This window comes from Kocuria rhizosphaericola, assembly GCF_044462205.1.
In the GTDB taxonomy this organism is placed as follows: Bacteria; Actinomycetota; Actinomycetes; order Actinomycetales; family Micrococcaceae; genus Kocuria; species Kocuria rhizosphaericola.
Genome location: NZ_JBISWK010000126.1, coordinates 14,629 through 33,592 on the forward strand (window position 1 = coordinate 14,629; position 18,964 = coordinate 33,592).

Consider the following 18,964-nt stretch of genomic DNA (forward strand, 5'->3'; position numbering starts at 1 on the left):
GTGGGGGTCCTCCCAGCGTAACGGCCCGGTTCCGCCGACCGTGGCGCTCAGCAGGCCGCGGCGAACGCGGAGCCGGCCCCGCCGCGGGACTCCGCGGGGAGGTCGCCCAGGTGCAGCAGGTCCAGCACGTCCGCCTCCTCGAGGGCGGTCTCGCGGGCCAGGAGAGGGATCGGCACGTCGTGGCCCACAGCCAGGCGGAGCTCGTCGCGCAGCTCCTCGACGGCCTGGTCGAGGCGCCAGCGCTCGGCCTCGAGGCCGGACTCGAAGGCGCAGAGGCGCTGCGCCTGCTCCTCGGCGTCGCGGAAGGCGAGGGACCCGGAGTCCGCCAGGGCCTGGTCGAAGGACCACTCGGCCGTCTCGACCCGCCCGGCCGCGGCCAGGACCCGCCGGGTGAAGAACGGGCGGAACAGCATCGTCTCGCCGTCGGGGACGATCGAGTCGGCCGCGCCGACGGCCAGCGGCGTCTCCTGCAGGAAGCCGCAGCTGCAGGCGTGGATCCGTCGGCCGTCGATCGCGGCCTGGGCCACCGCGTGGTTGACGCGGTCCTGCACCTCGGCGAAGTCGAGGGTGCGCACCGTCATGGGCCGGCCGCAGTGGACCGGAACCCGCGCGGCGGAGCCGGGATCCCGACCGATCGTCCGGAGGGTGGAGGGATCAGCCTTCTCGTCGGTGGACCCGGGGTGCTGCTGCTGGCTCATCTGTCGACCTTCCTCACGTACCCTGCTGCGTTCCTCTGCCTCTGCACACGGATCCTCGCGAAAACCGCACGGTTCTCATCGAACAGCAGTATCACTAGATTGTCTAGTTATTAGCCTTCCTTGTTTTCAGCTCGCTACACTGTGGGCATGAGCGCACACCCCGAGATGTCCTCCGGCTACTGGTACGCCACCGGCGGCCGGCGTCCGCCGGCGCTGCAGGTGCTCGAGGCCCTGCGGGCCTACCGCACGGCCGAGTCGGCCATGCGCCTCCGGACCCGTGAGTCCATGGGCATGGGGGAGAGGGATGTGCTGGCCCTGCGCTACCTGCTCGAGGCGGACCGGGCCGGGACCCCCCTGAGCCCGCGGGACCTGGCGCGCAAGCTGGGCATCTCCTCGGCCTCCACCACCACGCTGCTGGACCGGCTGTCCCGCAGCGGCCACGTGGCGCGGCGCCCCCACCCCACGGACCGGCGGGCGCTGGTGATCGTGGCCACCGACGAGGCCGACTGCGAGGTCCGCTCCACCCTGGGGGGCATGCACGAGCGCATGATGAACGCCGCGCGCGCACTGACCGCCGAGGAGGCCGCCACCGTGACCGCCTTCCTGCACGCGATGGCCGAGGCGCTCGAGGCCACCGACGAGGAGCAGCTTCAGGAGCAGACCGAGGACCGGCGGCATCCGGCCCCGGACCACGGGGCCGCCTGAGCCGCCGCGGCCCTCCCTCCGGGACGCCACCGGCGGGTCGCAGCGGCCCCTGATGGTGAGGCCCCGGCAGAAAGGCCCCCGGCAGAGGACGCCGGGGCACGAAAGGAGATCCCGATGGGACTCGACGACAAGATCCGCAACGCGACCGACAAGGCGGTCGGCTCGGCCAAGGAGTCGGTCGGTGACGCCACCGACAACCGCGACCTGCAGGCCGAGGGCCGGGCGCAGAAGACGGCCGGGCGCACGAGGCAGGCCGGCGAGCACCTCAAGGACGCCGCCCGGAACGTCGGCGACGGCCTGAGGCGCTGAGGCGACGAGTGCGCCCCCGGCCCGGGAGAGGGTGGGGGCGCACCGCTGCGCCGCGGCGCACCGTGCAGATCGGACCCGTCCGGGCATGGGCCGGCGATCTGCGGCACCGGGGTGTGAGCCAGCGCCGGGAAATAACCTACCAGTTGGTAGAGATTTCCGGAATCCTCCCGGGAAGGGGATCGTCCCAGGTGGGCGTCACCTCGGGGGACGACGCCGGTCCTCGTCCTCCGAGCGGAGGGCGGGGGCCGGCGTCGTCGTGCCGGGAGGTCCGGCGGACCCGTCAGTGGGTCGGGAAGCCCAGGTTGATCTGGGACTCCGAGGGCTCGGGCCAGCGGGTGGTCACGAGCTTGCGGCGGGTGTAGAAGTTGAACGACTCCGGCCCGTACATGTGGGTGTCGCCGAACAGGGAGTTCTTCCAGCCGCCGAAGGAGAACGCCCCGATCGGCACCGGGATCGGGACGTTGACCCCGACCATGCCGACCTCGATCTCGAACTCGAACTGCCTGGCCGTCTTGCCGTCACGGGTGAACACCGCGACCCCGTTGGCGAACTGGTTGGTGTTGATCAGCGCCACGGCCGCCTCGTAGGTGTCCACCCGCACCACCGACAGGACGGGGCCGAAGATCTCCTCGTCGTAGACCTTCATGCCGGGCCTGACGTGGTCCAGCAGCGACACCCCGGTGAAGAACCCCTCGCCGTCGAACTCCTGCTGGGTGCCGTCGACGACGACGGAGGCGCCCTCCGCGGCCGCTCCCGTCACGTAGCCGTTGACCCGTTCCAGGGCCTGGGCGGTGATGAGCGGGCCCATCTCCGAGGCCGGATCGGTGCCGTCGCCGATGGTCAGTCCCGCGATCCGGTCCTTCAGCCGCTCGATCAGCGGGTCGGCGACGTCCCCGACCGTGACCAGCACCGAAACTGCCATGCAGCGCTCGCCGGCGGAGCCGTAGGCGGCCGAGATCGCCGCGTCCGCGGCCCCGTCCAGGTCGGCGTCGGGCATGACCACCATGTGGTTCTTCGCCCCGCCCAGGGCCTGGACGCGCTTGCCGTTGACCGCGGAGGTCTCGTAGATGTACTTCGCGATCGGGGTGGAGCCCACGAAGGACACGGCCTTGACCAGCGGGTTGGTCAGCAGCTCGTCCACGGCCACCTTGTCCCCGTGCACCACGTTGAGCACCCCGTCCGGCAGCCCGGCCTCGGCGAAGGCCTCGGCGATCCACACCGCCGCCGAGGGGTCCCGCTCGGACGGCTTGAGGATCACGGTGTTGCCGGCGGCGATCGCGGTGGTGATCATCCACAGCGGGACCATGGCCGGGAAGTTGAACGGGGTGATGCACGCGACCACGCCCACGGGCTGGCGGGTCTGGTGGACGTCCACCCCGGTGGCGGCCTGTTCGAGGAACTCGCCCTTCATGTGGTGCATCAGCCCCGCGCAGAACTGCACGTTCTCCAGCCCGCGGGCGACCTCCCCGGCCGCGTCCGAGAGGACCTTGCCGTGCTCGGCGGTGATGATCGCGGCCAGCTCCGGGGTGCGCTCCCGGATGATGTTCTCGACCTTGAACATGATGGCCGAGCGCTTGGACATCCCGGTGGCCCGCCAGGCGGGCAGGGCGAGCTCGGCGGCCTCCACGGCGGTGGCGACCTCCTCGGCGGAGGCCAGCAGCACCTGCTTGGCCACCTGGCCGGTCGCGGGGTTGTAGACGTCGGCGGTGCGCTCGGACCCGCCGCGGCGGGCCCCGTCGATGAAGTGCTCGATGATCTTCCCCGCGCCCCGCGGGTCCTGGGCGCCCTGCTCGGCGTCCTGCTGCGCGCGGGTCTCGGCGTTCTGCTTGCTGTCCTGCATGGTGTTCTCCTCGATGATGGTGGTTGCGGCGCCGCTCAGGCCTGGTCCGGGTTCCAGCCCGGGATCTTCCCGTCCGGCGCGGCGTACTTGGTGATGAGGGAGCAGTCCTTGTCCCCGAGGCCCTCGTCGATGAGCTGTTGCAGCTTCTCGGCCACGAGCTCCGCGGCGGGCAGCTGCACGCCGGTCTGCTCGCCGGCCATGAGCGCCAGGCCGGCGTCCTTGGCGGCCAGGGTGGCGCTGAAGGTGGCCTCGAAGCCGTTGTTGGCTGCGGCGGAGTCCACGATCCCGGGCACCGGGTACCAGGTCTGCAGCGCCCAGGAGTTGCCGGAGGACACCGAGGCGATGTCCCAGAACACCTGGGGGTCCAGGCCCAGCCGGTCGGCCAGCACGGAGCCCTCGGCGCAGGCCTCGAGGCAGATGAACAGCATCATGTTGTTGACGATCTTCGCGGCCTGGCCCGTGCCGGCGTGGCCCGTGGCCACGATCTTGCGGGCCATGGGCTCGATGAACGTCCGGGCCTGCTCGACGACCTCGGGCTTCCCGCCGACCATGAAGGTCAGGGTGGCCGCGGCCGCGCCGCTGATCCCGCCGGAGACCGGCGCGTCCACGAAGCGGAAGCCGGCCTCCTCGGCGGCCCGGTGGAGGAGCTCGGCGGTCTCCACATCGATCGTGGAGCTGTCGATGAGCAGCGCGTCCTTCGGCGCGAGCGCGATGACGCCGCTGTCGCCGAGGTAGACGGCGCGGGCGTGGTCGCCCTTGGGGAGCATCGTGAACACGACCTCGGCGCCCTGCAGCGCCTCCTCCAGCGTGTCGAAGGTCTGCACGCCGTGGTCGCGGGCGGCCGCCATGGCCTCGGCGCTGACGTCGTGGCCGCGGACGTCGTGGCCCGCCTTGACGAGGTTGCCGGACATCGGATTGCCCATGTGGCCGAGGCCGATCCAGGTGATGGTGGTCATCGGGGAGTCCCTTCTGCAAGGTCTAGAACTGCGGGGTGTCGAAATACGGGATGTCGAAGTGCGAGGTGCCGGACAACGGGGTGTCCCAGGGCGGGGGTCATGCACAGCGCGCCCCAGCGGCGGACCGGGGAACCGGTCCGCCGCTGGGGCGCGGGCGGGTGCTGATGCGGATCAGGAGATCCGGTCCCGGGCGGCCTTCTCCTCGGAGAGCCGGCGCCGGTCCTCGGCGTCGATGTCCTGGAGGGAGATGCCCTTGGTCTCGCGCAGCGTCGCCACCGCGAACAGGGTGATGAGGCAGGCGATCGCGATGTAGATGGCGATCGGCACCCAGGAGTTGAACTCGCGCAGCAGGGCGGTCGCGATGATCGGGGCCAGCGAGCCGGCCACGATCGAGGTCACCTGGTAGCCCAGCGAGACGCCCGAGTAGCGCATCCGGGTGGGGAACATCTCGGCCATGATCGCCGGCTGCCCGGCGTACATGAGCGCGTGGATCATCAGGCCGAGGGTGATGGCCGCCAGGATGATGAAGCTGTTGTCCGTGTTGAACATCGGGAACGCGACGAAGGCCCAGAAGATGCCCAGCGTGGCGCCCGCGGCGTACATCGGGCGGCGGCCCACCTTGTCGGTGGCCCGTCCGACGAGCGGCACGCAGATCGCGTGGATGACGTGGGCGATCAGCAGCAGGAGCAGGATCCGGCTGGTGTCCACGTCCCGCTGGGTGGACAGGTAGGTGATCGAGAAGGTCACCACCACGTAGTAGAGGATGTTCTCCGCGAAGCGCAGGCCCATGGCGCCGAAGACGCCGCGGGGGTAGCGGCGGAAGACCTCGCCCACGCCGTAGGCGGCGGACTTCTCCTCGAGGACCTCCTGCTGGGCCTCCTTGAAGATCGCGGCGTCCGTGACGTGCGTGCGGATGTAGTAGCCGATGGCCACGATGACGATCGACAGCCAGAAGCCCACGCGCCAGCCCCAGGAGAGGAAGGCCTCCTCGGAGAGGGTGAAGGACAGGGTGAGCAGCACGACGGTGGCCAGCAGGTTGCCCAGCGGCACGGCGGCCTGGGGCCAGCTGGACCAGAAGCCGCGCTCCTTGTTGGGGGAGTGCTCGGCCACGAGCAGGACGGCGCCGCCCCACTCACCGCCCACCGCGAAGCCCTGCACGAAGCGCAGCACCACCAGCATGGCGGGGGCCCAGTAGCCGACCTGTTCGTAGCCGGGCAGGCAGCCCATCAGGAACGTGGCGGCGCCGACCATGACGATCGAAATCTGCAGCAGGTGCTTGCGCCCGTACTTGTCGCCGAAGTGGCCGAAGACGATGCCGCCCAGGGGGCGGGCGATGAAGCCGACGGCGTAGATCAGGAAGGCCTTGAGGATGCCGTCCAGCGGGTTGCCGGTGTCCACGAAGAACAGCTGGCCGAAGACCAGGGTGGACGCGGTGGCGAAGAGGAAGAACTCGTACCACTCCACGACCGTGCCGGCCATCGAGGCCGCCACGACCTTCTTCAATCCGCCCCGGTTCTCGGCGGAGTCGTTCGGGTCCGCCGAGGCGGCGACCCTGTCCTCAGTACTCATGGAGTTCTCCTCTTGCTGGGGAAACGGTGACTGTAGTCACATTGTTTGCCTACAGTGTGCGGACATGTGTTGCGCTTCACAATGACCATGCGCTCGCGGCACCTGTGCAAAAATGCACATGCCGCCCGATCACGTGCGTTCCCCCGGGCCGGTCCAGCCATCCGGAGGTGTTGCCCCTTGTCGCACGGTGCCGACGACCTCCTGCTCCTGCTCGCGGTCATCCGCCACGGCTCCTACGCCGGCGCCGCCGCCGACCTCGGGCTCAGTCACACGACCGTGTCCCGGCGGATGGCCGCGCTCGAGAAGACCGTGGGCGCCCGGCTGCTCGTGCGCACCGGCGAGATGTGGGAGCCCAGCGAGCTCGGCCGGAAGTTCGTGGCCGCCGGCGAGGAGATCGAGGCCGCGATGGGCACCCTCCCGCTCGGGGCGGGCGGACGCGCCAACACCATCAACGGCGTGGTCCGGGCCCTGGCCCCGGACGGCTTCGGCGGCGTGGTGATGGGCGCGGCCATGCGGCGGCTGATCGAGGAGCACCCCGGGGTGCGGCTGGAGATGATCAACGCGGCCCGGCGGGCGCAGACCAACCCGGTGGGCATCGACCTGGAGGTGGTCGTCGGGCGCCCGGAGGTCTCGCGGAAGGAGGCCTTCCACCTGGCCGACTACTCCCTCGGGGTCTACGCCTCGCGGGACTACCTCGCCGCCCACCCGCCCGTCCGCACCGCCGACCAGGTGCAGGAGCACCCGCTCATCTACTTCGTGGAGTCGATGCAGGACGTCGCGGAGCTGGACATCCCTCGCCGGCGGTTCCCGCGGATGCGCCAGGGAGTGGGGGCGACGTCCTCGGTGGTGCACGTGGAGCTCACCCGGGCGGGCGCCGGCATCGGGCTGCTGCCCTGCTATCTCGCCGAGCGGGCCGGGGACCTGGTGCGGCTCTTCCCCGAGGAGCTGTGGTTCCCGGTGGAGTACTGGATGGTCTCGCGCGCCGACCTGCTGCGCCGGCCGGCCGTGCAGACGGTCGTGACCGCGATCCGCGCGGCCGTGGCCGACATGAAGGAGGAGCTCGTCGCCGCCCCGCGGTGAGCGCGGCGCGGTGAGCGCGGCGCGGCGATCACGGCGCGGGCCGGGACGATGCGCCCTGTGGGTGCCGCTGCCTGCAGCGCTCCCCCGGGGAGGTCAGCCGATGAGCATGCCCGCGATCGCGGCGCTCATGAGGTTGGCGAGCGTCCCGCCGAGCACCGCCCGCAGGCCGAGCTGGGCGATGTCCCGGCGGCGGCTCGGGGCGATGCCACCGAGTCCGCCGAGGAGGATCGCCAGGGAGCCGAAGTTCGCGAACCCGGTCAGCGCGAAGGTGACGATGGCCTGGGTCTTGGCGGAGTAGTTCTCGATCTGCGGCGCGAAGTCGGCGAACGCGACGAACTCGTTGAGCACGAGCTTCTGCCCGAGGAAGCTGCCGGCGTCGACGGCCTCGGCCCAGGGCACCCCGACGGCGAACATCACCGGCGCGAAGACGTACCCGAAGAGCTGCTCGAGGGTGAGGTCGCCCAACCCGAACAGGCCGCCGACCGAGCCGAGGATGATGTTGATGAGCGCGATGAGCGAGATGAAGGCGATGAGCATCGCACCGACGTTGAGGGCCAGGCTCAGGCCGTCGGACGCGCCGCGGGCGGCGGCGTCGATGACGTTGGCCGGCGCCTCGTCCTCGGCGACGGGGTCGCCCGCCGCGTCCGTCGCCGACACCCCCTCCGGATCGGCGGACCGGGCGACGTCATCGGCGCGGACGGGGTCGCCGTCGCTCCCGCCCGCGGCCCGGGCGTCCTGCCGGCGGGCGATCTCGAGAGCCGCGTGCGACGTCGCCCCGCGCCGGGCGCCCCTGGCGAGCCACCGTCGCGCGTCGCGGCGCTCCTCCTTCGGCTCGTCCTGCGCCGGGTCACCGGTGCCCTGACCGGTGCTCGCCGGGCCGCCGGCCACGCCGGGGCTGCGCGCGGGCGCCGGTGCCTCCTCCAGCGCCCCGGAGGGGACGAGGAGCTTGGCCATGAGCAGCGCGGCCGGCGCCGCCATGAACGAGGCGGCGATGAGGTACTCGAGCGGTGCACCGAGCAGGGAGTAGCCCACGAGCACCGAGCCGGCCACGGTCGCCAGCCCGCCGCACATGACGGCGAAGAGCTCGGACCGCGTCATCCTGGCCACGTAGGGCCGGATGACCAGCGGCGCCTCGGTCTGCCCGACGAAGATGTTGGCGGCCGCGTTCATCGACTCCGGCGTCGTCGTGCCCAGGAGCTTCGCCAGTCCGCCGCCGATGATCTTCACGACCCACTGCAGGACGCCCAGGTAGTACAGCACCGACGTCAGGGCCGCGAAGAACACGATGACCGGCAGCACCTGGAAGGCGAAGACCGCCCCCTCCTCGGGCAGGACCGGGCCGAAGAGGAAGTCGATGCCGGCGGCGGAGGAGTTGATGACGGCCTGGACGGCCATGGTGATGGTCTCGAGCACGGCGCGACCGGCCGGGACGTAGAGCACGAGCACGCCGAAGGTCACCTGGAGGGCCAGCGCCAGGGCGACGGTCCGGAGCCGGATCCTGCGGCGGTCCACCGAGAACAGGAGCGCGATGGCGAGGAGCACGATCATCCCGCCGATGCCCCAGAGCACGTCGACCATGTGCGTTGTCCTTCCGTCGAGTGTGCCCAGGCTGCCGGCCATGACGTCGGTGCGGAGACTGCCCCGTCCGAACGGCGACCCCGGCGTGGTACGGGGTACTCTAGCCCGAGCGCTGGGAGGTCCCTTTCACCGACCGAGCCGAATCATCGACCGACCCGGAGGGGGAGAGCGATGGCCGATCCGGAGGCCCGGCCCTTCTACCTGGACTGCGACACCGGCATCGACGACGCCCTCGCCCTGACCTACCTGACGGCCATCCCCTCGGTCGACCTGCGGGGCATCGGCACCGTCAGCGGCAACACCGACGCCGTCACCGCTGCCCGCAACACCGTGGATCTGCTGGCCCTGCTGGGCCGGGCCGACATCCCGGTCGCGGTCGGCGCCCAGCACCCCCTCGGGGGCCGGTTCGACGGAGGCAGCCCGGCGGTGCACGGCGCCGACGGCATCGGGGACGTGCAGCTGCCGAGGGCGGCCGCTGCGCCGGTGACCGAGCCGGCTGATGCGATGCTGGGCCGGCTCGCCCGCGAACACCCGGGCGAGCTCCACGTGGTGGCCGTCGGCCCGTTGACCAATCTCGCCCGCGCCCTGCGGCGGGATCCCGTCCTGCCCGAGCTGGTGGCCGGCGTCACCGTCATGGGCGGTGCCGCCCTGGTCCCCGGCAACCGGACGCCGGTGGCCGAGGCCAACATCCTGCACGACCCCGAAGCGGCCGCCGAGGTCCTCGCCGCCGCGTGGGACGTGACTCTGGTGCCCCTGGACGTCACCATGGTCCATCTCCTGGACGAGGACCGGCGAGAGCAGATCGCCGCCATCGACCATCCGGTGATGCCTCCGCTGGCCGCGATGCTCGAGCACTACGCCGGCTACTACGCCGAGATCGTCGGCCGGCCGTCCTCCGCCCTGCACGACCCGCTGGCCGCAGCGGTGGCCGCCGGCACCGTCCCACTCGGCCTCGCCCCGACGGTCCGGGTCCAGGTCGACACGACCGACGGTCCCGGGCGCGGCCAGACGCTCTGCGACATGCGCGGCCGCTACGCCGGCTACCCCGCTCGCACCGGAGGCCGGTGCCGGGTGGTGCTCGAGCTGGCCGAGGACTTCGCGCCGCACCTCCTGAGCACGTTCCGCCGGCTCGGCCCGTCCGCACCGGCGGAGTCCCCCCGGCCGGCGCTCACGGTGGTGGGCAGCATCAACATCGACCTGACGGCCGTGTGCGAGCGGCTGCCCACTCCTGGAGAGACCGTCGGCGGCGCGACCCTGCAGCGGCAGCCGGGGGGCAAGGGCGCCAACCAGGCCGTCGCAGCCGCGCGCCTCGCCGGTCGCGCACGGATGATCGGCGCCGTCGGCGAGGACCCGGACGGCGACGTGGTCCTCCGCGGCATGGCCGCCGCCGGGGTCGACACCACCGGAGTCGGACGCGTGCCGGCGCCGACCGGCACCGCCCTCATCGCCGTGGACCGCGACGGGGAGAACACGATCGTCGTCTGCACCGGTGCCAACGCCGAGGTGTCCGTCGAGGACGTCGACTTCGCGCCGGAGGACGTGGTGCTCTGCCAGCTGGAGATCGAGCTCGGCACCGTGCGCGAGACCGCCCGGCGGACCACGGGCTTCTTCGCCCTGAACGCCGCCCCGGCCATGCCCCTCCCGGCTGATCTGGTGGACCGGTGCGACCTGATCGTCGTCAACGAGACCGAGTACGCCCTCATCCCCGAGCTCGCCGACGCCAAGCTGGTCGCGGTGACCTACGGCGCCGAGGGCTCCGCCCTCTACGAGCACGGGCGAGAAGTCGCTTCTGCCCCCGCCGACGAGGTGGCCGTGGTCAGCACGGTCGGCGCCGGTGACGCGTTCTGCGCCGCGCTGGTGCTGGCCCTCACATCCGGGCTCGACCACGGGACGGCGCTTCGCGCCGCCAACGCAGTGGGCGCCCATGCCGCCGGCGACCCCTCCTCGCAACCGGACCTCTTCCCGCTGGCGCACTATCTGCCGCCCCCGCGAGACGCCGGCAGCACCCCGGCGCCCGGAGAAGCCTGACCTCCCGCGGAGCCGTCCGCCCGCCGGGAGAGGCCGGCCAGAGGCTGTGGGCCCTCGCCACGACGAACCGACCGCCGCCCCGGACGCCACCGCGCGGTGTCCTCCCGGGCCGGACTCAGTGGCAGGTGCTGCCGCCGTGCTCCTCGCCGTCGGTGCAGCAGTGCCCGGGCGCGGGCGCGGGGACGTCCAGCACCGGCGAGCGGTCGAAGAAGCCCTCCGGGCGCAGCCGGAACCCGACGGTGTCCACCGGCATGATCGGCCAGTCCTCGACCCGCGGGAAGTGGGTCAGTCCGAAGGTGTGCCAGACGACGATGTCCTCGCCGTCGACGCTGCGGTCCCGGCCGGTCCACTCCGGCAGCCCGCCGTCACCGCTGTGCTGGTTCGGGAAGTCGCCGGTCGGGTACCGCTCGGCCTCGTCGTACGGCGTCACCCACAGCGCCTTGGTCGCGAAGGTGGCCCGGCGGTGGATCGGGGAGCCCTCGGCGGCCAGCAGCGTGGGCATGCCCTCCGGGTGCAGCTTGTAGCCGACCGGCTCGCCGAGCCGGTTGTAGGACTCGGCGCTGGAGACCACCCAGGTGCGGCCCACGGACATGTCGGCGTCGCGCATCGCCTCCTGCTCGCTGGAGAGCACGGTGCGCCTGCGGGTGAAGGCGTTGCCGCGGGGATTGGACTCGGACACCGGCAGCCGGACCGCGTCCTCCTCCTCGACCCGGCACGGGTCGCCGTCGAGGGCGAAGTCCAGCCGGGCGGAGAAGAGGTGCTGGTGGAACGGCGCGCCCAGGCCCGGGGCGATCTCGGAGGCGTGGTCGGTGGGCCCGTCCGGCAGGGACGAGGTGAACACCACGCCGGTGGCCTTCGCCTCGAACTCGATGGTGCCGTCCAGGTACAGGTACCAGTAGAACCCGTAGTCGTAGTTGCCCACGGTGGTGAAGAAGGAGATCACCAGGCGGCGGTTGCGCCGGGTGTAGGCCACGCCGCTCCACAGGTCGGTGTGCTTGGCGAGGATCGACCAGTCCTCCTCGTGCATGCAGATGCCGTTCTTGATCTCGCGCGGCTCGCCCCGGCCGGTGACCACCACGGGGGACAGGTAGGTGATCTCGCCGAGGCAGTCGCAGCCCAGCTCCAGGGAGTTGGCCCACTGGCCGACGAGGTACTCGCCGGTGTCGAAGTAGTTCTGCCAGGACCGCACCGGGGAGGGGTCCCCGTAGGGGACCACCATCTCGGCGATCGCGGCCCGGTCGAGGATCCGCCGGGTCCTCCCGTCGTCGTCGAACGCGATGTTGTGCAGGACCAGCCCCTCGCGCATGTCGAACCCCACGTCCAGGCTCCACTTCTCCCACTCGACGTGGTTGCCGCCGGTGACGGTGAAGGACGGCCCCTCGGGCTGGGTGATCTCGATCGGCTTCTGGGTGGTGCGCAGCGGCCCGGTGAGCTCCGGGTCGGTGTAGTTGCCGTGCTCCTCGGGAACGCTCATGACGTCGATGTCCAGGACCTGGTCCACGGTGTGGTTGGTGACGTCCACGTAGGCCACCAGTCCGTCGACGGGGTGGGCCCAGGCCGAGTCCGCCTCGTGCTCCTGCAGGAAGGCCAGGCCGCGCAGGATGCGCCGGCCCTTCTCCTCCGGGTACTCGAAGACACCGGCCGACAGGGGCGCCACCCGCACCTGGGCCACGTCCAGGCCGCGGCGGTCCAGGGCGGCCAGCCACTCCCCGTTCGTGGACAGGATCTGCTCGACCATCTCGAACTCCTCCTCGAGCACGGGCAGCTCGCCGCTGACCTCGGTGTCGAGCTCCACGACGGACTCGATCTCCCGGTCGGTGGTGGAGACGACGACGTCCTTGGGCCGGCCGCCGTCGACGTCGAGCAGGAAGACGCGGAACCGCCGGTTCACGGGAGCGTCCGCCGGAGTGCCCCGGGCCGGCTCGACCAGTCCGAGGTAGGCCATGCGGGCGGACTCGGGGAAGTGCCCGGCCTCCTCCAGGACGGCGCGGACCGTGCTGATCTCCTCGGGGGTCTGCAGGGCGTAGGCGCCGATGTCGGCGGTGGTGCGGGTGTCGGCGAGAGGCATTCCGGGTCCTTCCGTGGGGCGCAGAGCACGGGCACGACGACGACGCCGTGCGGCGTGAGCTGCATCACTTTTAGATCTACCGTTGTAGAGAATAGGGTCGGCCGACCGGCCTGACAAGACCCCGTCCGGCCCCGGGCCCGGCGGCGGTGCCAAAATGGGACGTGCAGGGAAAGGAGCCCACCGGATGCCCAAGGTGGTGGATCACGAGGCGCGGCGCCGGGAGCTGGTCCGGGCGACCTGGCGCATCATCGCTCGGAACGGACTCTCGGGGGCGACGATGCGCCAGATCGCGGCCGAGGCCGGCTATGCCAACGGCGCGCTCAAGCCCTACTTCGCCACCAAGGCCGACCTGATCGAGGCCACCTACGCCTACGTCTTCGACCGCACGAACGACCGCGTCGCCAGGGCCGTCCTCGGCCTCACCGGGCTGGCGGCCCTCGAGGCCTTCTGCCGGCAGGTGCTCCCGCTGGACTCCGTGCGGCTGGACGAGGCGCACGTGGTGATCCCGTTCTGGCAGGAGGCGGCCCAGGACGCCGGCCGGGCCGAGCTCAACAACCGCTCCATGGCGCAGTGGCGGGCGTCGATGTCGGGCTGGCTGGTGCAGGCCCGGACCGCCGGTGACCTGGCCCACCGGGTCGACGTCCCGACCTCGGTGGAGGTCCTGCTGACCTTCCTGCTCGGTGCCCAGATCACCGCCGCGCTGGATCCGGAGATCGGCTCCCCCGACCGCCTGGAGCAGCAGCTGCTGGCCCAGCTGGAGCTGCTGCGGAAGCATCCTGACGGATCGGTGCCGGGCGCCGGCACCGGCTGACCCGACGCCCCGTGCGGAGGAGCCGGCCCGGCCCCTGGGCCCGGACTTCCGGGGCCGGCTCCGCGAACTACCCTGTGGGCATGACCTCGCACCCTCCTCGGCGGCCGGCGCCCTGGCAGCCCGACGCTCCTCCCGCGAACGTCCCCGGGGGGTCGGGCCGTCCCGCCCCGCACGCCGGGTGGCCGGGGGCGCCCGCCCCGTATCCGGCCCGTTCGGGAGGCGGCCTTCCGCCCGCCGGCGGTCCGGCGACGACGGCGCCGCTCACCCACTCGGAGTTCTACCGCACGCCCCGCAACCGCTGGTGGAAGGGGCTCGTCAGCATCCTGGTCCTCGGCGCGGCGATCATGCTGTTCTCGATCGTGCTGGCCCTCGGCGCCACGCTGGTCGACCTCCTCCTGGGCAACACGACGGCGGAGGAGCTCGCGAGCGGGCGGATCACCTTGACGCCGGTGCTGCTGCTGGCGACCAACCTGTCGCTGATCGCCTCGGCCGGCGTCGCCTTGCTCCTCCACCGGTACCTGCACCGGCAACCGGTCGGCACCCTGCACTCGGTGGCGGGCCGTTTCCGCCGGGACTGGCTCGCGCGCGTCTCCGTCGTCGTCGTCCCGCTGTTCCTGGCCTACGTGGCGGTCGTGGTGCTGATCGAGGGGCCGGGTCCGCTCGCCCTGGACGCGACCGCCTGGGCCTTCTTCGCCGTGGTCCTGCTGACGACACCCCTGCAGGCGGCGTCCGAGGAGTACATCTTCCGCGGCGTGATCCAGCGGGCGGCCGGCTCGTGGGTCCCCGGGGCCGTCCCGGCCCTGGTGCTCGGCACCCTGGTGAGCGCGGTGATGTTCTCCATCGCGCACTTCGCCACGGACGGGTGGCTGATCGCCTACTACCTGGTCTTCGGGATCGCGATGTCGTTGCTCACCCAGATCACGGGCGGGCTCGAGGCGGCCGTGCTGGTGCACGCGGCCAACAACGTGCTGCTGTTCCTCGTGTCCGCGGCCACGGGCATGATGACCGAGGGGATGGACCGCTCCGCCGGTGTGGGCGGCCCGTTCATGCTGGGGCCGATGCTCGTCATCGCCGCCTTCACCACGGTCATGATCCTGCTCGCCCGGCGGCGGGGCCTGCAGCGCCGGGCCGTTCCGCCGGCGACCGCCTGAAACCGTTCCGCTCATCAGCGCGGGGGTGGGCTGAGCTGCGCCGTCGGGCAGGGAACGGACAGCGCTACTGGGCGGCGTCCTCGCCGGCCCAGGCCTCCGCGTAGAACTGCGCGGACCGCGAGTCCAGCAGCTTCGTGTAGAGAGCCGGCTCCAGCGCCTGCGCCGACCCCTCCGGGACCGTCGGGGCGAAGGCGGACACGCCCAGCCCGGCTGCATCATCCCGCAGGGTCAGGCCGGCGGCCTCCAGGATCGTGGGGTACAGGTTCAGCTGGTCCACGCGGGGGCGCAGCTCGCTGCTCCCGTCCTCGCCCGGGACCCAGATCCGGTTGAAGATGGTGCGGTTCTCGTGGTGGTCCAGCTGCTCGTGGAAGGCGTCGCCGGCGCTCATGTGCTTGAGGTGGTCGCCCATGATCACCACGGCGGTGTCCTCGAGGTAGCCCTTCTCCTCCATGTGCTCCACGAACCCGGCCACCTGGGTCAGGGAGCAGAAGAACGCGGAGGTGACCACGTTCTGCGTGTCCACGGTGCAGTAGTCGTAGATGTGCACCGGCTCGTGGGTGTCCAGCGTCAGCACGGAGAGGTTGAACGGCCGGCCGGTCCGCTCCGCCTCGGCGTGCAGCTCGTCGATCTCGTCCTTGGCGTGGGCCATGAGGCGCTCGTCGCTCAGGCCCCAGTCGCCGCGGAAGTTCCGCTCCGGTTCGCCGGCGGCGCGCCAGTCGGAGAGGTCCTTCACCTCGGAGTAGCCGTGGTTGTCCAGGAAGGTGTCCTTCGCGGCGAAGGAGGCGTTGGCACCGCCCAGGAAGACGTTCTGGTAGCCGTGCTCGTCCAGGACGTCGCCCAGGCAGGTGATCCCTCCCAGGTAGGTGTCGGCGGCGCCGCCGAGGTCGTTGAGGGCGCCGCTGCCCGCGGAGGAGCCCAGGCCCTTCAGCGGGACGCCGCACTGCGTGGAGACGAGACCGGCCATGGTCCAGCCCCCACCCTGGTACTGCTGGAAATCGTCCACGCTCTGCCAGCCGTCCGAGGCCTCGGTGACCTCCTTCAGCGGAACGAACGCGTCCTTCTCGAAGTGCTGGTCGTTCGCGAGGGTGGCCTCGCCGGACTCGAGGTAGATCAGCACCAGGTTGCGCTTGTCCTGGTCACTGGTGACGGTCGGCTCCACGTAGTAGTCGCCGAGGTCGTACTCGGAGTTCCCCGACCTGATGTAGTCCCCCACGCCCACCGTGGTGGCGAAGGCCGTGGTGCCGCCGACGACCACCGCGCCCACCAGGGCGGTGGAGACGGTGCGCATGGCCCACTGCGGGCGGCGAGGACGCATGTCGTCGCCATGGTGGCCGCGCTTGCGGCGTCGGAGGTGCTGCCACAGGGCGATCCCGGCGGTGATGAGCAGGGGCAGGACGCCGATCCCCAAGATGCCGATCCACACGATCGGTCCGCCCCCGCCGTCGAGCTCCACGGAGACGAGGTGCAGGAGCATCTGGCCCACGGAGATCTCGCCCCAGAAGTAACGGATGCCGGCGGCGGCGATGAGCAGCGCGAGCCCCGCCCAGATCAGGACGTAGACCAGCAGGTGTCCCGCGACAGCGCCGACCCGTCGGATCACGTGAAGACTCCGGCCAGACATGGCACCACCTCGCGTTCCTGACGCCCGCGTGTCCGCCGAACACCCTTGACATCCCGCCCCGTATCGGGCTCATAGAAGACTAGTACCGATACGTTACCCGTTCAACAGTGGTTAACCACTGAGTAGCAAATTGTTCACCTCAGCGCGGTCCGCGTGGCCGTCGCTCCGGCGCCGAGCCCCTGGCGGGTGCCGAGGGCCACCGCGGGGCGCGCCCGACGTCGGGGACCGCTGCGCCGGTCGGTCCCGCCGACGACCGCCTGAGGCTTCGGCGGGCGACTCGGACGTACGGCCGGGTGATCCGTTCCACGGCGTGCCCGGCGGGGTCGCTGATCACAGCCGGCCGCTGTTGATCCGCCGGAGGCGCCGGGTCAGGAAGAAGCCGTCCAGCAGGGACCAGAGGCCGAACCCGCCGAGCGTGAGGGTCATGGCGACGCCCTTCTTCCAGTCCCCGATGTAGTAGCGGTGCAGTCCTAGCCAGCCGAAGAAGATCCAGAGCAACCAGGCATCGGTCGGATTCCGGTAGCCGCGCTGCTGGCGAGGCGTTCTGCTCCCCGCACGGGGCGCACCGATGATCGGGGTGCTGTTGATCAATTCGGGTCCTCGTTCCGATGGTCGGTGGGCAGCTCCTGGTCCGGGCAGGCCGACAGGACGCCGGCCATGACCGCCTTCTCCGCGGAAGTCACCTGCAGCCGGTACTTGGCCTTCACGGCGATCTGGGTGGCCACGTACTCGCAGTGGACGGACTCCTCCGGCGGCAGCCACGAGTCGGCCGGGGAGTCGGACTTCGACGCGTTGACGGAGCCGCCCACGGCCAGCAGGTTCAGCGGGTCGTTGTAGAACGCCACCCGATCGGTCTGGGAGAGGCTGTGCGCCCCGGAGGCCCAGGCGTTGCCGGCGGCCACCACATGGTCGATCTGCACGTCCGAGGAGGTGGTGACCCCACGGGTGAAGCGGACGAGGTCGCCGGTGTAGGGGTCGTCCAGCATCCCCGACGTCACCCGGCACCCGTCGTCGGACTCCACCTCGGTCAGGTCCCGGGCGAGGATCTCGTCGCGCGTGTCCACGCAGTTCCCATCGGTGTCGGCCCAGTCGCCGAACCGGGCACGGCGGTCGTAGCCGGACATGGAGCCACGGGCGGCCACCTCCAGGTCCTCCAGGGCGGTCAGCGCTTCCGACGACGAGCCCCAGCTCTCCGTGGGTTCCGGCGAGGCGGTGACCATCCTGTCCTCGGTCCTGGAGGGAGAGGGCGTCGGCGTCGTGGTGCCGGCTTCGGCCGCCGGCGGCAGCGCGGACGACTCGGCGACCAGTGCCGAGGGCGCCACCGCGAAGGCGAGGGCCAGCACACTGCCCACCATGGTCAGGTGCGCGGGCACGGCCAGGAGCCACCTGCCGGTCCGGAACCCGTGATGGGAGGTGAAGGCCGTGCGCCCCGGATCAGGTGACGGCTGACAGGTGCTGTTCATGGTTCTCCTGGGGGAGACGAAAGTTCCGGGGGGCATGTCGGCGGGCGCAGGTCCCTGGACCTCGGCATGGTCCTGACGAGCTCAGGCCTGCCGGGGTCACCGTCCGAGGTCCTCGGCCGCGGCGTCCCAGGCGGCGTGGGCGTCCCGGGTCCTGGTGGGCCGGTAGGTGTTCCGCAGCTGGTCGAACGCGGCGTTGCGCTGCTGAGCCAGGAACGCCGCAGAGCCCTTCGTGGCGGCGTCCTGGCGGACCCGGTCCCGGGCGGCAGTGATGGTCTCCATGATCCGCTCCGCGGCCTCGGTGCCACCCTGGAGGTAGGCTTCGCGCACTTCTCGGTCCTCGTGGAAGAGGTACTGCTCGCTCGTCTGACCCCGGGCGGCGTCGAACGGGCTGTCCGCCAGGTCGGAGACCATGGCGGCCATCCAGTCCAGGCGGGCATCGACCTTCTGGCGCCAGGCGGGCGCGACAGCCAGAGGCCGCACGGCCCAGACGTCGGCACCGTGCTCGCGGAACTGGTCGACGCTCCAGTCGGCCCTCGGCACCATGGCCAGCGTTCTGGACAGCGACGAGAGCTCACTGATGGTCTTCTGCGTGCTTCCGGGTCGGAGGTGCCACTGGAGCCACGCCTTGCGCATGTCCTCCGCGCCCGTGCGCCGGGCAGCCGCAACGACCCTGTGCTCGGGCCGCCGCGACGGAGGGTGCGCCGGTGCGTGGAGCATTCTCCGCGCGGAGGTGGTCACGGCACTGCCCAGGACGAAGACCAGCCGAAGGGACAGGACGATCAGGCCCAGGGCGGCGAAGAGGATACCCACGGGCTGGATGAGCGGCAGGAGCTCCAGGAGGAGCTGGGGCGGCGAGACGGTGGTGGTCAAAACGGATCCCCCCGGAAGAATGCAGTTGCTTAAGCAACAATGCTATCCGCACTCTTCCGGACACGGTCTGGGGCGCTGTCACAGAACGCACAGAACGCATAGAGCGGGCAGCGAGGCGGTCGCCGTCCGCGCTCCGCCCGGACAGGGCGACGGCCCGCGATCCGACCGGTGCCCAGCATGGGGGCACGGCCGGCTCACGGGCCGTCTCGGAGAAGTC

Annotated in this window: 16 protein-coding genes and 1 pseudogene; 7 read left to right on the forward strand and 10 right to left on the reverse strand. The window is 71.5% G+C overall.

Features of this window, described 5'->3' with window-relative positions:
* Window positions 1-47: 47 nt before the first annotated feature.
* Window positions 48-698: a hypothetical protein gene (locus tag ACH9D2_RS12950; protein ID WP_396363215.1), complete on the reverse strand. Its 651-nt coding sequence runs from the start codon at window positions 696-698 to the stop codon at window positions 48-50.
* 147 nt (window positions 699-845) lie between these two features.
* On the opposite strand from ACH9D2_RS12950, the gene ACH9D2_RS12955 reads away from it, so the two are divergent.
* The gene (locus tag ACH9D2_RS12955) at window positions 846-1,403 is read left to right on the forward strand and encodes a MarR family winged helix-turn-helix transcriptional regulator (RefSeq protein ID WP_396363216.1); all 558 of its coding nucleotides are present in this window, start codon (window positions 846-848) and stop codon (window positions 1,401-1,403) included.
* A gap of 114 nt (window positions 1,404-1,517) precedes the next feature.
* Complete coding sequence (locus ACH9D2_RS12960) at window positions 1,518-1,712, forward strand: CsbD family protein (protein WP_396363217.1); 195 nt, start codon at window positions 1,518-1,520, stop codon at window positions 1,710-1,712.
* Window positions 1,713-1,992: 280 nt separating this feature from the next.
* On the opposite strand, the gene ACH9D2_RS12965 is transcribed toward ACH9D2_RS12960, so the two are convergent.
* From ACH9D2_RS12965 to ACH9D2_RS12975, 3 genes are all read right to left on the reverse strand, one after another.
* Complete coding sequence (locus ACH9D2_RS12965) at window positions 1,993-3,552, reverse strand: CoA-acylating methylmalonate-semialdehyde dehydrogenase (protein WP_396363218.1); 1,560 nt, start codon at window positions 3,550-3,552, stop codon at window positions 1,993-1,995.
* 35 nt (window positions 3,553-3,587) lie between these two features.
* Window positions 3,588-4,508 carry a 3-hydroxyisobutyrate dehydrogenase gene (mmsB, locus tag ACH9D2_RS12970; protein ID WP_396363219.1) on the reverse strand — a complete coding sequence of 307 codons (921 nt, stop codon included), beginning with the start codon at window positions 4,506-4,508 and terminating at the stop codon, window positions 3,588-3,590.
* A gap of 171 nt (window positions 4,509-4,679) precedes the next feature.
* Window positions 4,680-6,077, reverse strand: coding sequence for an MFS transporter (locus tag ACH9D2_RS12975; protein ID WP_396363220.1), 1,398 nt, complete (start codon window positions 6,075-6,077; stop codon window positions 4,680-4,682).
* 177 nt (window positions 6,078-6,254) lie between these two features.
* Between ACH9D2_RS12975 and ACH9D2_RS12980 the strand changes: the two genes are divergently transcribed.
* Window positions 6,255-7,157 carry a LysR family transcriptional regulator gene (locus ACH9D2_RS12980; RefSeq protein ID WP_396363221.1) on the forward strand — a complete coding sequence of 301 codons (903 nt, stop codon included), beginning with the start codon at window positions 6,255-6,257 and terminating at the stop codon, window positions 7,155-7,157.
* A 93-nt stretch (window positions 7,158-7,250) separates the two neighbouring features.
* Here the strand turns inward: ACH9D2_RS12980 and ACH9D2_RS12985 are convergent, their stop codons facing one another.
* On the reverse strand, window positions 7,251-8,735 hold the full coding sequence (locus ACH9D2_RS12985) for a NupC/NupG family nucleoside CNT transporter (protein WP_396363222.1): 1,485 nt from the start codon (window positions 8,733-8,735) through the stop codon (window positions 7,251-7,253).
* Between the two features lie 171 nt (window positions 8,736-8,906).
* On the opposite strand from ACH9D2_RS12985, the pseudogene ACH9D2_RS12990 reads away from it, so the two are divergent.
* Together ACH9D2_RS12990 and ACH9D2_RS12995 are read left to right on the forward strand one after the other, a co-directional pair.
* Window positions 8,907-9,806 (forward strand): annotated as a pseudogene (locus ACH9D2_RS12990) (nucleoside hydrolase); the annotation flags it as partial.
* A gap of 39 nt (window positions 9,807-9,845) precedes the next feature.
* Window positions 9,846-10,763 (forward strand): PfkB family carbohydrate kinase, encoded by a 918-nt coding sequence (locus tag ACH9D2_RS12995; protein WP_396363250.1) that lies wholly within the window; start codon window positions 9,846-9,848, stop codon window positions 10,761-10,763.
* Between the two features lie 115 nt (window positions 10,764-10,878).
* Here the strand turns inward: ACH9D2_RS12995 and ACH9D2_RS13000 are convergent, their stop codons facing one another.
* The gene (locus tag ACH9D2_RS13000) at window positions 10,879-12,831 is read right to left on the reverse strand and encodes a primary-amine oxidase (RefSeq protein ID WP_396363223.1); all 1,953 of its coding nucleotides are present in this window, start codon (window positions 12,829-12,831) and stop codon (window positions 10,879-10,881) included.
* Between the two features lie 184 nt (window positions 12,832-13,015).
* On the opposite strand from ACH9D2_RS13000, the gene ACH9D2_RS13005 reads away from it, so the two are divergent.
* Both ACH9D2_RS13005 and ACH9D2_RS13010 read left to right on the forward strand, forming a co-directional pair.
* On the forward strand, window positions 13,016-13,642 hold the full coding sequence (locus ACH9D2_RS13005; protein ID WP_396363224.1) for a TetR/AcrR family transcriptional regulator: 627 nt from the start codon (window positions 13,016-13,018) through the stop codon (window positions 13,640-13,642).
* A gap of 80 nt (window positions 13,643-13,722) precedes the next feature.
* Window positions 13,723-14,793, forward strand: coding sequence for a CPBP family glutamic-type intramembrane protease (locus ACH9D2_RS13010; RefSeq protein ID WP_396363225.1), 1,071 nt, complete (start codon window positions 13,723-13,725; stop codon window positions 14,791-14,793).
* 64 nt (window positions 14,794-14,857) lie between these two features.
* On the opposite strand, the gene ACH9D2_RS13015 is transcribed toward ACH9D2_RS13010, so the two are convergent.
* The 4 genes from ACH9D2_RS13015 to ACH9D2_RS13030 form a co-directional block, all read right to left on the reverse strand.
* A complete protein-coding gene (locus ACH9D2_RS13015) occupies window positions 14,858-16,393 on the reverse strand; it encodes a sulfatase-like hydrolase/transferase (RefSeq protein WP_396363226.1) in 1,536 nt (511 codons plus the stop codon).
* Window positions 16,394-16,744: 351 nt separating this feature from the next.
* Complete coding sequence (locus ACH9D2_RS13020; RefSeq protein WP_396363227.1) at window positions 16,745-17,005, reverse strand: TM2 domain-containing protein; 261 nt, start codon at window positions 17,003-17,005, stop codon at window positions 16,745-16,747.
* Window positions 17,002-17,877, reverse strand: coding sequence for a GmrSD restriction endonuclease domain-containing protein (locus ACH9D2_RS13025; RefSeq protein ID WP_396363228.1), 876 nt, complete (start codon window positions 17,875-17,877; stop codon window positions 17,002-17,004). The genes ACH9D2_RS13020 and ACH9D2_RS13025 overlap by 4 nt, the downstream gene beginning before the upstream one ends.
* A 96-nt stretch (window positions 17,878-17,973) precedes the next feature.
* Window positions 17,974-18,747: a hypothetical protein gene (locus tag ACH9D2_RS13030; RefSeq protein WP_396363229.1), complete on the reverse strand. Its 774-nt coding sequence runs from the start codon at window positions 18,745-18,747 to the stop codon at window positions 17,974-17,976.
* Window positions 18,748-18,964 lie beyond the last annotated feature (217 nt).